The organism is Streptomyces sp. NPDC006655 (assembly GCF_040703965.1).
GTDB lineage: Bacteria > Actinomycetota > Actinomycetes > Streptomycetales > Streptomycetaceae > Streptomyces.
On record NZ_JBEYJU010000161.1, the window covers coordinates 1 to 11,551 of the forward strand.

The following is an 11,551-nucleotide window of genomic DNA, read 5'->3' on the forward strand; positions in this document are numbered from 1 at the left end:
ACCTGACCCGCCACCCCGCACGCCGATCGTACGCACCGAACGCCGCTCCTTCTTCCACGGAGATCCATCAGAAGGGCCCTAACTCGGGCGTTGCCGTGGGGGTCCCCAGGACGAGTCGCCGTCCGGCCCGTCGTCGCCGAGGCGCAGTGCCAGGCGGCTGATGGCGGCCCGGACGCCGTCGCCGTACCCGTCGTCGGCGAGGGCGGCGGCCGCGCCGCGGGCCCGGCGCAGGTGGGTGCGGGCGGCCTCGGTGCGGCCGAGCTTGACGTAGTCGGCGGCGAGGTTGAGATGCAGGGACGGGTAGAAACCGCGCACCTTCGCCGCTTCGGCCCCCTCCCCCGCGGCGTCCCCCTCGCTCGCCCCCCGCACCGCCCGCGCATCTCTCGCCTCGTCCGCCGCGGACAGCGCCCGCAGGTCCCAGGCGAGCTCGTCGGCGGGGTCGTCCTGGGTGTCGGCCAGGTAGTGGGCGAGGGTGCAGCGGTGCAGCGGGTCGCCGTGTTCACCGATCTCCGCCCACAGGTCGAGCAGGCGTCCGCGGGCCTCCTCACGGTCACCGGCGTGGTGCAGCATCACGACCTGCCCGATCCGCGTGAGCACGGCATCCGGTGCCGTCTGCTCCTGTCGGTCCGTCACGGCGTCCTCCGCACTCCTCGACCGTCTCTCCCGACGCTAACCGCCCCCGGCGGCTTCCCCGGGCTCATCGGCACCCGGCCCGCCGTGTCCCCACCGAGTGCCGGACGGTCGGCTCCGGCCCGGGCCGTCAGCCCAGGTTCGGGATCCGCCAGTCGATCGCCTCGTGCCCCTGCGCCGCGACCGCCTCGTTGATCTGGGTGAACGGACGGGAGCCGAAGAACTTCTTCGCGGACAGCGGGGACGGGTGGGCGCCCTGGATCACGACGTGCCGGCTCTCGTCGATCAGCCGGAGCTTCTTCTGGGCATAGCCGCCCCAGAGGACGAAGACCGCCGGGTCGGGCCGGTCGGCGACCGCGCGGATCACCGCGTCCGTGAACTTCTCCCAGCCCTTGTTCTTGTGCGAGTTGGCCTCACCGGCGCGGACCGTGAGCACCGCGTTGAGCAGCAGCACGCCCTGCCGGGCCCACGGCATCAGGTAGCCGTTGTCCGGGACCTCGAGACCCAGCTCCTCCTTCATCTCCTTGTAGATGTTCCGCAGCGACGGCGGGGTACGCACACCGGGGCGGACGGAGAAGCACAGACCGTGGCCCTGGCCCTCGCCGTGATACGGATCCTGGCCGAGGATCAGTACCTTGACCTGGTCGTACGGCGTCGCGTCCAGCGCGGCGAAGACCTCCTCGCGGGGCGGGTAGACGGGACCGTTCGCCCGCTCCTCCTCGACGAACTCGGTCAGCTCCTTGAAATAGGGCTGCTGCAGCTCGTCACCCAGAACCCCGCGCCAGGACTCGGGCAGCATGGCGATGTCGGTCACGTCAACGTCCTCACGAATTGCGGTCACTTGCGGTTCCTGCCGATGCCCAAGAACCTACAGCCGACCACTGACAACCGGTGCCGCCCGGTGGATTCACCAGCTGGTCTTGCGGTGCAGCTCCCACATCATCATGATCGTCGACGGGTCGAGCGCCTGTTCACCGCCGGAGATGTCGTCGCTCGCCGCGACGTACTGGCGGCCCTGCCACAGCGGGATCAGCCGGGCGTCGTCGACGAGGATCTGCTGGGCCTGCCGGAAGTCCTTGACGACCTGGGCCCGGTCGCTCTCGCTCCGCGCGTCGGGCAGCAGCCTGCCGGTGATCACCGGTGACGGGTACGGCGTGCCGAGGGCGTTCTGCTCGCCGACGAAGGGCGCGATGAAGTTGTCGGCGTCGGGGAAGTCCGGGAACCAGCCGCGCCCGAACACCGGGTACTCGCCCTTCTCGTACCCGACGACATAGGTCTTCCAGGGCCGGCTCCTGAGGGTGATGGTGAACAGGCCGGAGTCGTCCAGCTGCTGCTTGAGCTCCTGGAACATCCGGGCGGTCTCGGAGCCGTAGCGGTCGGTGGTGTACCAGAGGGTGAGCGGGACCTTCCGGGTGATGCCGGCGTCGGCGAGGATCTTGCGGGCCTTGGAGGTGCTGGGGTCGCCGTAGTCGTCGAAGAAGCCGGTGGTGTGGCCGGTCAGACCGGCCGGGACCATGGAGTACAGCGGGTCGACGGTGTCCTTGTAGACGGTGTGGGCGATCGCGGCGCGGTCCACGAGCTGGGCGACGGCCTTGCGCACGGCCGGGATTTTGGCCCACGGGTCCTTGGGATTGAACACCAGGTAGCTGATGTCGGTGCCGGCGCCGTCGACCAGTTGCAGATCGGTGGAGGAGTGCGCCTCCAGGGCGACGATGTCGGAGGCGGCGAGACCCCGGTAGGTGACGTCGATGTCCCCGGAGCGCAGGGCCTTGACCATGGTGGCGGAGTCCTGGAAGTAGCGGATGGTCACCGCGTCGTTCTGCCGGTCCGCGCAGCCCTGGTAGTTGTCGTTGCGGACCAGCTCGGCCCGCTTCTGGTCCTCGTACGACCTGAGGGTGTACGGCCCGGAGCCGTGTACCGAGTCGTCCTTGCGCAGGGAGTGCGCGGGGTAGTCGTCGGGGTCGACGATGGACATGGCGGGAGTGGCGAGCACGAACGGGAAGGTGGCGTCGGGCTTGTCGAGGTGGAAGACCACCTCGCGGTCGCCGACCGCCTGCACCCGGTCGAGGCTGCCGAGCAGTCCGGCCGGACCGCTGGGCGCGTTGATGGACCGGATCCTGTCGATGGAGTACTTGACGGCGGCCGCGTCGAGGTGGTCGCCGTCGGCGAACTTCATGCCCGGGCGCAGTTCACAGCGGTAGGTGCGGTTGCCGGTGTCCGTGAAGCCGCAGCTGCTGGCGGCGTCGGGCTGCGGGGTGGCGGCACCGTCGGGGTAGGCGAGCAGCGTCTGGTAGATGTTCCGGAACAGCTCCCAGGAGCCGTCCCACGATCCGGCCGGGTCGAGCGTGCTGGGAGCGCTGGTCGTACCGACCACGATCGGCCCGCCGCCGGCCGCGCTGCTGCCGGAGAAGACGCCGCACCCGGCCACCAGCGACATGGACGCGACCGCGGCGGCTCTTCGCAGGCCTCGGTTCCGGTTGAACACGCGCACGCTCCTCGATCCGCCGTACCAGGGGTCGGCGGCAGACCATACCGCAGCGTTGCGCGCCGTGAACCACCCCGGAAACACGGGCGTTGATCGAGTGTGCTATGACGACGTTGTCACCTCGCCGCGTGGATGCCGCACCGCCGCCCGGGCGTCGCTTCCGTCGTTCCTGTGACGAAATGTCTGTGACGAAGACGACGCCCGGGCGACCGGACGGACCGAGGCGCTGTCAGGCCACCCCGGCGTTGAGGAAGATGCCGCCGTCGACGACGAGCGTCTGGCCTGTGATCCAGTCGGACTGGTCCGAGGTGAGGAACGCGGCGGCGCCGCCGATGTCGGCGGGCACGCCGAGCCGCCCCAGCGGGTAGCCCGCGGCGGCCTCCGCCTCCCGGCCCTCGTACAGGGCCTGCGCGAACTTGGTCTTGACGACGGCGGGGGCGATCGCGTTGACCCGCACGCCCGGCGCGAACTCGTGCGCCAGCTGCTGGGTCAGGTTGATCATCGCGGCCTTGCTGATGCCGTAGGCCCCGATGAACGGCGAGGCCGAAAGCCCGGCGACGGAGGCGATGTTGACGATGGCGCCGCCGTTGTCCTTCTGCCAGGCGTGCCAGGTCTTCTGGGCGAAACCGAGGGCCGAGACCACGTTGGTCTCGAACACCTTGCGGGCGACGTCCAGGTCGAGGTCGGCGATCGGGCCGAACACCGGGTTGGTGCCGGCGTTGTTGACCAGGTAGTCGACGCGGCCGAAGGCCTCCATGGCACGCTCGACGACCTCGCTCTGGTGGGCGACGTCGTGGGCCTTGCCCGCGATGCCGATGACCCGCTCGGAGCCGAGGCTCTCGACGGCCTCCTTGAGGGCGTCCTCGTTGCGGCCGGTGATGGCGACGCGGTCGCCGCGGGCGAGCAGCGCCTCGGCGATGCCGTAACCGATGCCACGGCTGGCGCCGGTGACGACGGCGACCTTGCCGGACAACTCGGGCAGTTCAGTCATGTCCGTGATCCTCAGATCCTCAGTAGTCCCGGGTGGCCTCGGTGCGCCGGCCCTAGTCCAGCGGTCCGCCGGCCACGTACAGGACCTGGCCGGAGACGAAGCCGGCCGCCTCGTTCGTGAAGAAGGCGATGGCGTTGGCGATGTCCTCGGGCTCGCCGACGCGCTGCACCGGGATCTGGGTGGCGGCGGCGGCCTTGAACTCCTCGAAGCCCATCTTCACGCGGTCGGCGGTGGCCTTGGTCATCTCGGTGGCGATGAAGCCGGGGGCGACGGCGTTGGCGGTGATGCCGAACTTGCCGAGCTCGATGGCGAGGGTCTTGGTGAAGCCCTGGAGACCGGCCTTGGCGGCGGAGTAGTTGGCCTGCCCGCGGTTGCCGAGCGCCGAGGAGGAGGACAGGTTGACGATCCGGCCCCAGCCCGCCTCGACCATGTGCTGCTGGACGGCCTTGGCCATCAGGAAGGAGCCGCGCAGGTGCACGTTCAGGACGGTGTCCCAGTCGGACGCGGACATCTTGAACAGCAGGTTGTCGCGGAGGACACCGGCGTTGTTGACCAGGATGGTCGGGGCGCCCAGCTCCTCGACGACCCGCGCGATCGCCGCGGCGACCTGCGCCTCGTCGGAGACGTCGGCACCGACCGCGATCGCCTTGCCGCCGGCCGCGGTGATCTTCTCGACGGTGTCCTTGCAGGCGGCCTCGTCGAGGTCGATCACGGCGACCGCCCGACCCTCGGCGGCCATTCGTACGGCGGTGGCGGCGCCGATCCCGCGTGCGGCACCGGTGACGACGGCCACCCGCTGCTCAGTGCTGGACATTGCTGTTTCTCCTCGCCCTTGAGAGAACCTGGTCGCGGGGGCCGCTGCCGACCTCCCGCCGCGGTGAGCGACCGCTTAGTACCTTCGACAGACGTGACGCTAGAAGCCCTGGCACGCGGTGTCAACGTCACACCGCGCGGTGTGATCCATTACCTCACCAGGAGGTCCAGCAACCGCTGTGTCTCGGCGGCGGCGTCGAGGGTCAGACCGGTGTGCACCGGCCCGGGCTGCACGACCGTCGAGCGGGGCGCGACGAGCCAGCGGAAACGGCGCCCGGGGTCGTCACCCGCCGCGTGTCCCGCCGCGTCGCCGCCCGCGCAGACACCCTCCACCGCCCCGAGCGCGGCCCGCACCCCGGCGACGTCCGCCGCCGGGTCCAGGGCCAGCAGCCGGGCCTCGTCGAGGTGGGTGCGGGCACCGACGTAGGCCTTGGCCCGGCAGTACACGATCACGCCCGCGTTGATGCACTCGCCGCGCTCCACGCGGGGCACGACCCGCAGCAGGGCGTACTCGAAGACGTCCCGGTCGCCGCCCTGGCCGGCCCGGGTGATGTGGCGCTCGGCCACATGCCCGGCCATGTGGATGTGGGTCTCGCTCACGTGGCCCCCTCGATGCCGGTGATGCGCTCATGGATGACGGCGGCCCGGGCCAGCAGCGGCCGGGCGTAGGTGCGCCGCAGGTCGTCGGGCGTGTCGAAGCCGGGCTCGCCGGCCAGCCAGACGTCCGGGATCTCGGCGGTGACCTCGGCGAGCAGGTCCTCGGTGACCAGCCGCGCCAGCTCGGCGGCGGCCGCCCGGACGTCGGGCGCGAAGCCGCTCAGCGCGTGGTCGGCGGCGTCGTACGGGCGGCCGGCAGAGGCCTCGGCCGACGGCCAGTTGTGCTGCCAGATCATGGTGGCGCCGTGGTCGATGAGCCACAGGTCGCCGCGGTGCACCAGGAGGTTGGGGTTGCGCCAGGAGCGGTCGACGTTGTTGACCAGCGCGTCGAACCAGACGATCCGCCCGGCCTCCTCGGAGCTCACGGAGAAGGCGAGCGGGTCGAAGCCGAGGGCGCCGGAGAGGAAGTCCATGCCGAGGTTGCTGCCGCCGCTGCCCCGCAGCAGGTCCTGCACCTGCTGCTCGGGTTCGCCGAGTCCCAGCACCGGGTCGAGTTCGACGGTGACCAGCCGGGGCATCCGGAACCCGAGCCGCCGGGCGAGCTCCCCGCAGACGACCTCGGCGACCAGCGTCTTGCGTCCCTGACCGGCGCCGGTGAACTTCATGACGTAGGTCCCGAAGTCGTCGCCCTCGACGAGCCCCGGCAGCGAGCCGCCCTCGCGCAGGGGGGTGATGTAGCGGGTCGCGGTGACCGCTTTCAGCATTTTCCCAGGCCACCCGTCTCGTTCACCGTGCGATCCACGACCGGTTCCCGGACGTGGGTGAGCAGCATAGTAACCAAGGGTGATCGCGGGCGGAAAAGCCGTCAGAGGGTGAGCAGTTCCTCGTGGAACCCGCCGAAGCCGCGCTCCCGGTCGACCAGGTGGATCTCCAGGATCCAGTGGCAGGCACGGCCCGCCCGGTCGGTGCGGCGCAGGGGGGTGTCGTTGCCGGGGGTGAGGTAGGACTCGACGTCCGCGCCGTCGATCTTCTCGTGCGGGAACTCCCCGACCAGGTGTCCGGCGTGCCAGCCGCCCAGTTCCCAGCCGGCCTCGCGGGCGAGCCGCGCGACCTCGGCGTGCAGCGCGGCACCGGTGATCCGGGGATCGGCCTCGAAGAAGTGTCGGCCTGCCGCGAACACCTCGGGCAGGTCGGCCCGCAGCCGCTGCTTGACCGGGTCGTCGCCGAGGACGAAGGTACGGCCGAAGTCGGCCTCGTACTCCTCGAAGATCGGCCCGAAGTCGGCGAAGACGATGTCGTCCGCGCCGATCACCCGGTCCGGCGGGTTCTCCTTGTACGGCAGCAGGGTGTTCGGGCCGGAGCGCACGATCCGCTTGTGCCAGTGCCGGGTGGTCCCGAACATCTCGTTCGCCAGATCCCGGACCCGGTCGCTGACCGCCCGCTCCCGCTCCCCGGCGGCGACGAGTCCGCGCTCCTCGATCTCCGTGAACAGCAGGGCGGCCTTCGCCTGGGCGTCGAGCAGGCGCGCGGCACGGGTGGGTTCGTCATCAGCCATGGCCCGAACCTAACCAGCCGCGACACCTGCGGCAACGGGATTCGGGAGCCGCCGTGGAACCGCTAACTTGTGGAGTCGCAGTGGTCCCGAATGAACGTAAATCGCCTGTTTCCCTGTCTGCGAGGTGGCCCTTCATGAGCCTGAGCATCCGCAACCAGATCCCCGGCACCGTGGTCACGGTCACCGCCGGTGAGGTGATGGCGACCGTGAAGGTGCGTCTCGACGGCGGTCAGGACCTCACCGCCGCGGTCACCCTGGAGGCGGTCGAGGACCTGGGGCTCGCCGCGGGCTCGGTCGTGCGCGCCCTGGTCAAGTCCACCGAGGTCGCGCTGGCCACCGGCCCGGTCGCGGGGGTGTCCATCCGCAACCAGTTGCCGGGCACGGTCCGGGACGTCGCCACCGGCGGCGCGATGGCCACCGTCAAGGTCACGGTCGACGGCGGCCCCGACCTCACCGCGGCGATCACCAAGGACGCGGTCACCGACCTCGGCCTGACGTCCGGCGCCCAGGTGGTGGCGCTGATCAAGTCGACCGAGGTGGCCCTGGCGACCGCCTGAGTGCGCAGTGCCCCCGTGGAAACGGTCCGACAGGGAACCGACAGCGCCCTTTCACCGCACGCTCATGTCGAGGTGGTCACTATCTGGATGCCGTCTGAACAGGTGGTGCCGGAGGACCGTACCCCTGGACGGACGGATCAACGAGAAGCTTCGCGGAAGGGAACCCCTCACATGACCAGCGCACCGCTCAACCCCTCAGCCGCACCGGGCCGCCGTACCGTCATGGCGGCGGCCGGAGCGGCGGGGCTCGCCGCCGCGCTGACCGCCTGCGGTTCGTCGGACGACACCTCGGGCTCGACCGCCACGAACAACACGGGCGCCGGCGCCACCAACCAGAACAGCAACGGCACGGGCGGTTCGACCGGCACGTCCACCGCAGCGGCCGGCGGCACCGCGCTCGCCAAGACCTCGGACATCCCCGAGGGCGGCGGCACGATCTACAAGGACCAGGCCGTGGTCGTCACCCAGCCGACGTCCGGCACCTACAAGGCGTTCTCCACGAAGTGCCCGCACGCGGGCTGCGCGGTGAGCAGCGTGGCCAACGGCGAGATCGTCTGCCCCTGTCACGGCAGCAAGTTCGCCATCGCGGACGGCAGCGTGAAGCACGGTCCGGCGACGACCGGCCTGACCGCGGCGAAGATCACGGTCGCCGGCGACCAGATCTCGCTGGCCTGACGGTCAGGCCCGTCGGCGCGGGCGCCTGAGGCAGCCGAGCACCTCGTCCGTGGTCGCGACCGTGGCGACCAGCGCGAGGGTGTTGCGGATCATCGCGGGGGTGTAGTCGGAGGGGACCCCCGCGATGGCGTCGGCCGGTACGACGGCCGTGTAGCCCCGGTTCACCGCGTCGAACACCGCATTGGGCACGGCCACGTTGGCCGAGACACCGGTGACGACCAGGGTGCGGCAGCCGAGGTTGCGCAGCAGCGGGTCGACGTCGGTGCCCTGGATCGGCGACAGGCCGTGCAGCCGTCGTACGACGAGGTCCTCCTCCGCGACCTCGATGGGGGGCGCGACGCGCACCGCCGCCGTGCCGGACAGCTGCTGGACGGGCAGCCGCCCGGCGGCGTGGAACAGCCGCGCGTTGCGGTTCGCTCCCCGGCCGTCGGGGCGGCGTTCGGCGATCGCGTGGATCACCTGGACGCCGGTGTCGTGCGCCGCGGCGACCAGCCGGGCGATGTTGGCCAGTGCCCCCGACGCGCGGGCCTCGTGGGCGAGTTCGGGCAGTGCGCCGTCCGGGCCGACCACGCCCTGCTGGCACTCGACGGTGAGCAGCACGGTGCTCGTGGGCTCGAGGAGTTCCGCGAGACGTTCGTACGACGACGGCATGACGCCCCCTTCCGCCTTGGTGCGGGGCGGGTGACACTAACCGCCATCGCGCGGGAACGGAAGAAGAGAAGAGGGGCCGCATGACCGTCACTCAGCGCCGGGGCCGCAAGATCATGATGACGCCCGGTGAGCTGGACGATTTCCTCACCACACAGCGCACCTGCCGGGTCGCGACCGTCTCGGCGTCCGGCGCGCCGCACGTGAGCGCGCTGTGGTTCGCGTGGGACGGCACGTCGCTGTGGCTGTACTCGGTGGTGCGCAGCCAGCGCTGGAAGGACCTGACGCGCGACCCGCGGGTGGCCGTCGTGGTCGACTCGGGCGAGGAGTACGACAGTCTGCGCGGTGTCGAGCTGAAAGGGTCCGTCGAGTTCGTGGGCGAGGTTCCGCGCACCGGCGAACTGGTCGCCGAACTCGACTACGTGGAGACGCTGTTCGCGCGCAAGAACTTCGGTCTTGACGAGATGCCGCACGACGGCAGGCACGCCTGGGCCCGGCTGACCCCGACGAAGACCGCCTCCTGGGACTTCCGCAAGCTCGGCTCCGCGTAGGGCGGTCGAGGAACGCGGACGGTCAGGAGATCGCCTCGGCCGCGCCCCGCAGGGCCTGTACGGCCGCCCGGATCGACGGGCGGCGGTCGGCGTCCGCCCGCCAGACGACGTACACATGGCGGCGCACCCGCTGCTTGAGCGGCACCGTCACGATGCCCTCGGGCACCGGGTGCCGGCCGAGCAGCGGGGCGATGCAGACTCCCAGCCCGGCGGCCACCAGGTTGAGTTGGGTGTGCGTCTCGGCGGCGCGGTGTCCGACGATCGGTTCGACTCCGCGCGAGCGCAGCGTGAACATCAGCCACTCGTGGCAGAACTCGCCCTCGCCCCAGGTGATCCACTCGTCCTCGGCGAACTCCCCCAGGTCCACCTCGTCCCGGCCGGCCAGCCGGTGGCCGGCCGGGAGGGCCACGTCGGCAGGATCGTCCAGCAGGGGCGCCTTGACCAGCCCGTCGGGCAACGGCATCGGCTTATTGTACCAGTCCAGGACCACGGCGAGGTCGAGGTCGCCGCGGACCACCCCGGCGATGCCGCTCTCCGGTTCCAGTTCGCTGGAGCGGACGCGCAGCGCCGGGTGCCGGGTGCGCAGGGCCGCGAGCGCCGCCGGGAAGAGTCCGCGGGCGGCCGTCGGGAACGCCGACAGCCTGAGTTCGCCGACGACCTGGCCGCGGTGCGCCTCCAGGTCGGACTGGGCCAGCTCCACCTGGGAGAGGATGCGGCCCGCGTGCTCGGCGAGCAGCCGGCCGGCGTCGGTGAGCCGGACGCCCCTGCCGTTCCTGGCGAGGAGCTGCTGGTCCACCTCGCGCTCCAGCTTGCCCAGCTGCTGCGAGACCGCCGACGTCGTGACGTGCAGGGCCTCGGCGGCGCCACTGACCGAGCCGTGCCGGGCGAGGGCGTCGAGGGTGCGCAGGCGCTCCAGGTTCAACATGTAAGCGATTCTAAGAGATACCGCGCTCGAAATCTCGATTGTGCTACGACGTCGGCTCCAGCATGGTGGGGGGCATGACCGCCGTGACGACCACCACGACCGCTGCCGGCGAGCCGACGCTCTCCGGCGACCGTTCCCGCCCCCGCCTGGACTGGCGCCTGCGGTTCGGCGCCCTTTCGCTGATCTGGGGCTTCAGCTTCCTGCTGATCAAGGTGGGGACGCAGGGCTACGCCCCGTTCCAGGTCACCCTGGGCAGGCTGGTGTTCGGTACGGCGGTGCTGGCGGCGGCGATGGCGTGGAAGCGGGAGCGGCTGCCGCGCGGGGCCCGCACCTGGGCCCATCTGACGGTCGCCGCGTTCCTGCTGAACGCGCTGCCGTTCTCGCTCTTCGCCTACTCCGAGCTGACCATCCCGTCCACCCTGGCCGGCATCTGCAACGCGACCTCACCGCTGTGGGGCATGGCCCTGTCGCTGGTGGCCCTGTCGGAGGACCGGCCGACCCGGATCCGCTTCGCCGGGCTCGGCCTGGGCTTCCTCGGGGTGCTGACGGTGCTGGGGGCCTGGCAGGGGTTCCACGGCCTGGACGTCACGGGCACGGCGATGGCGCTGCTGGCCTCGCTGAGCTATCCGATCGGCTGGATCTACGTCCGGCGGACACTGGCGGGCACCGGGAACTCGCACCTGTCCATGACCGGTGCGCAGTTGCTGCTCGCGGCCGTTCAACTGGCTCTGGTGACGCCGGCCTTCACCTCCTTCCCCCGGCATGTCTCATGGCTCCCCCTGCTGGCGATCGCCGCGCTGGGCGCGTTGGGCACCGGTCTCGCGGTGCTGATCCAGTACGGGCTGGTCGCCGAAGTGGGCCCGACCACGGCCCAGATGGTCACGTACTTCATCCCGGTCATCGCCACGGCGGCGGGCGTCGCGATACTGGGCGAGTCGCTGCGGTGGAGCACGCCGGTGGGCGCGGTGGTGGTGCTGGCCGGGGCCGCGCTCACCCAGGTGCGACCCAAGGGGAGCGCTTCCTGACGACAGGGCTAGGGCCCTTCTGATGGATCTCCGTGGGAGAAGGAGCGGCGTTCGGTGCGTGCGATCGGCGTGCGGGGTGGCGGGTCATGTGGCGGAGCC

General features: G+C 71.1%; 14 protein-coding genes. 4 read left to right on the top strand and 10 right to left on the bottom strand.

Annotation, left to right across the window (positions count from 1 at the left end; translation table 11 throughout):
• Positions 1-78: 78 nt before the first annotated feature.
• The 8 genes from AB0958_RS42450 to AB0958_RS42485 all read right to left on the bottom strand — a co-directional run bounded on the left by AB0958_RS42450 (position 79) and on the right by AB0958_RS42485 (position 7,071).
• Positions 79-633, bottom strand: a complete 555-nt coding sequence (locus AB0958_RS42450) for a hypothetical protein (protein ID WP_366895848.1) — start codon at positions 631-633, stop codon at positions 79-81.
• 127 nt (positions 634-760) lie between these two features.
• Positions 761-1,444: a uracil-DNA glycosylase gene (ung, locus tag AB0958_RS42455; RefSeq protein WP_366895849.1), complete on the bottom strand. Its 684-nt coding sequence runs from the start codon at positions 1,442-1,444 to the stop codon at positions 761-763.
• A gap of 93 nt (positions 1,445-1,537) precedes the next feature.
• A complete protein-coding gene (locus AB0958_RS42460) occupies positions 1,538-3,115 on the bottom strand; it encodes an ABC transporter substrate-binding protein (protein WP_366895850.1) in 1,578 nt (525 codons plus the stop codon).
• Positions 3,116-3,344: 229 nt separating this feature from the next.
• On the bottom strand, positions 3,345-4,106 hold the full coding sequence (locus AB0958_RS42465; RefSeq protein ID WP_366895851.1) for an SDR family oxidoreductase: 762 nt from the start codon (positions 4,104-4,106) through the stop codon (positions 3,345-3,347).
• 52 nt (positions 4,107-4,158) lie between these two features.
• Entirely contained in the window at positions 4,159-4,920 is a 762-nt protein-coding gene (gene fabG, locus AB0958_RS42470) for a 3-oxoacyl-ACP reductase FabG (RefSeq protein WP_366895852.1), read from the bottom strand.
• Positions 4,921-5,069: 149 nt separating this feature from the next.
• Positions 5,070-5,498: a DUF3037 domain-containing protein gene (locus AB0958_RS42475; RefSeq protein WP_366895861.1), complete on the bottom strand. Its 429-nt coding sequence runs from the start codon at positions 5,496-5,498 to the stop codon at positions 5,070-5,072.
• A gap of 17 nt (positions 5,499-5,515) precedes the next feature.
• Positions 5,516-6,280, bottom strand: a complete 765-nt coding sequence (locus AB0958_RS42480) for a HipA family kinase (RefSeq protein ID WP_366895853.1) — start codon at positions 6,278-6,280, stop codon at positions 5,516-5,518.
• Between the two features lie 101 nt (positions 6,281-6,381).
• Entirely contained in the window at positions 6,382-7,071 is a 690-nt protein-coding gene (locus AB0958_RS42485) for a M24 family metallopeptidase (RefSeq protein ID WP_366895854.1), read from the bottom strand.
• A 134-nt stretch (positions 7,072-7,205) separates the two neighbouring features.
• Between AB0958_RS42485 and AB0958_RS42490 the strand changes: the two genes are divergently transcribed.
• Both AB0958_RS42490 and AB0958_RS42495 read left to right on the top strand, forming a co-directional pair.
• The gene (locus AB0958_RS42490) at positions 7,206-7,628 is read left to right on the top strand and encodes a TOBE domain-containing protein (protein ID WP_366895855.1); all 423 of its coding nucleotides are present in this window, start codon (positions 7,206-7,208) and stop codon (positions 7,626-7,628) included.
• A gap of 171 nt (positions 7,629-7,799) precedes the next feature.
• Complete coding sequence (locus AB0958_RS42495; protein ID WP_366895856.1) at positions 7,800-8,303, top strand: Rieske (2Fe-2S) protein; 504 nt, start codon at positions 7,800-7,802, stop codon at positions 8,301-8,303.
• A 3-nt stretch (positions 8,304-8,306) separates the two neighbouring features.
• Here the strand turns inward: AB0958_RS42495 and AB0958_RS42500 are convergent, their stop codons facing one another.
• Positions 8,307-8,954 (bottom strand): cysteine hydrolase, encoded by a 648-nt coding sequence (locus tag AB0958_RS42500; RefSeq protein WP_366895857.1) that lies wholly within the window; start codon positions 8,952-8,954, stop codon positions 8,307-8,309.
• 80 nt (positions 8,955-9,034) lie between these two features.
• Between AB0958_RS42500 and AB0958_RS42505 the strand changes: the two genes are divergently transcribed.
• Positions 9,035-9,502, top strand: coding sequence for a pyridoxamine 5'-phosphate oxidase family protein (locus AB0958_RS42505; RefSeq protein ID WP_366895858.1), 468 nt, complete (start codon positions 9,035-9,037; stop codon positions 9,500-9,502).
• 22 nt (positions 9,503-9,524) lie between these two features.
• Here AB0958_RS42505 and AB0958_RS42510 read toward each other — a convergent pair whose 3' ends face one another.
• Positions 9,525-10,427 carry a LysR family transcriptional regulator gene (locus AB0958_RS42510; protein WP_366895859.1) on the bottom strand — a complete coding sequence of 301 codons (903 nt, stop codon included), beginning with the start codon at positions 10,425-10,427 and terminating at the stop codon, positions 9,525-9,527.
• Between the two features lie 74 nt (positions 10,428-10,501).
• Between AB0958_RS42510 and AB0958_RS42515 the strand changes: the two genes are divergently transcribed.
• The gene (locus AB0958_RS42515) at positions 10,502-11,452 is read left to right on the top strand and encodes a DMT family transporter (RefSeq protein WP_366895860.1); all 951 of its coding nucleotides are present in this window, start codon (positions 10,502-10,504) and stop codon (positions 11,450-11,452) included.
• Positions 11,453-11,551: the final 99 nt, after the last annotated feature.

What these genes read in the sequence shown, in the direction of transcription:
- AB0958_RS42465 (WP_366895851.1), bottom strand. Translation starts at nt 4,106, where the DNA reads ATGACTGAACTGCCCGAGTTGTCCGGCAAGGTCGCCGTCGTCACCGGC.
- fabG (WP_366895852.1), bottom strand. Translation starts at nt 4,920, where the DNA reads ATGTCCAGCACTGAGCAGCGGGTGGCCGTCGTCACCGGTGCCGCACGC.
- AB0958_RS42475 (WP_366895861.1), bottom strand. Translation starts at nt 5,498, where the DNA reads ATGGCCGGGCATGTGGCCGAGCGCCACATCACCCGGGCCGGCCAGGGC.
- AB0958_RS42480 (WP_366895853.1), bottom strand. Translation starts at nt 6,280, where the DNA reads ATGCTGAAAGCGGTCACCGCGACCCGCTACATCACCCCCCTGCGCGAG.
- AB0958_RS42485 (WP_366895854.1), bottom strand. Translation starts at nt 7,071, where the DNA reads ATGGCTGATGACGAACCCACCCGTGCCGCGCGCCTGCTCGACGCCCAG.
- AB0958_RS42490 (WP_366895855.1), top strand. Translation starts at nt 7,206, where the DNA reads ATGAGCCTGAGCATCCGCAACCAGATCCCCGGCACCGTGGTCACGGTC.
- AB0958_RS42495 (WP_366895856.1), top strand. Translation starts at nt 7,800, where the DNA reads ATGACCAGCGCACCGCTCAACCCCTCAGCCGCACCGGGCCGCCGTACC.
- AB0958_RS42500 (WP_366895857.1), bottom strand. Translation starts at nt 8,954, where the DNA reads ATGCCGTCGTCGTACGAACGTCTCGCGGAACTCCTCGAGCCCACGAGC.
- AB0958_RS42505 (WP_366895858.1), top strand. Translation starts at nt 9,035, where the DNA reads ATGACCGTCACTCAGCGCCGGGGCCGCAAGATCATGATGACGCCCGGT.
- AB0958_RS42510 (WP_366895859.1), bottom strand. Translation starts at nt 10,427, where the DNA reads ATGTTGAACCTGGAGCGCCTGCGCACCCTCGACGCCCTCGCCCGGCAC.
- AB0958_RS42515 (WP_366895860.1), top strand. Translation starts at nt 10,502, where the DNA reads ATGACCGCCGTGACGACCACCACGACCGCTGCCGGCGAGCCGACGCTC.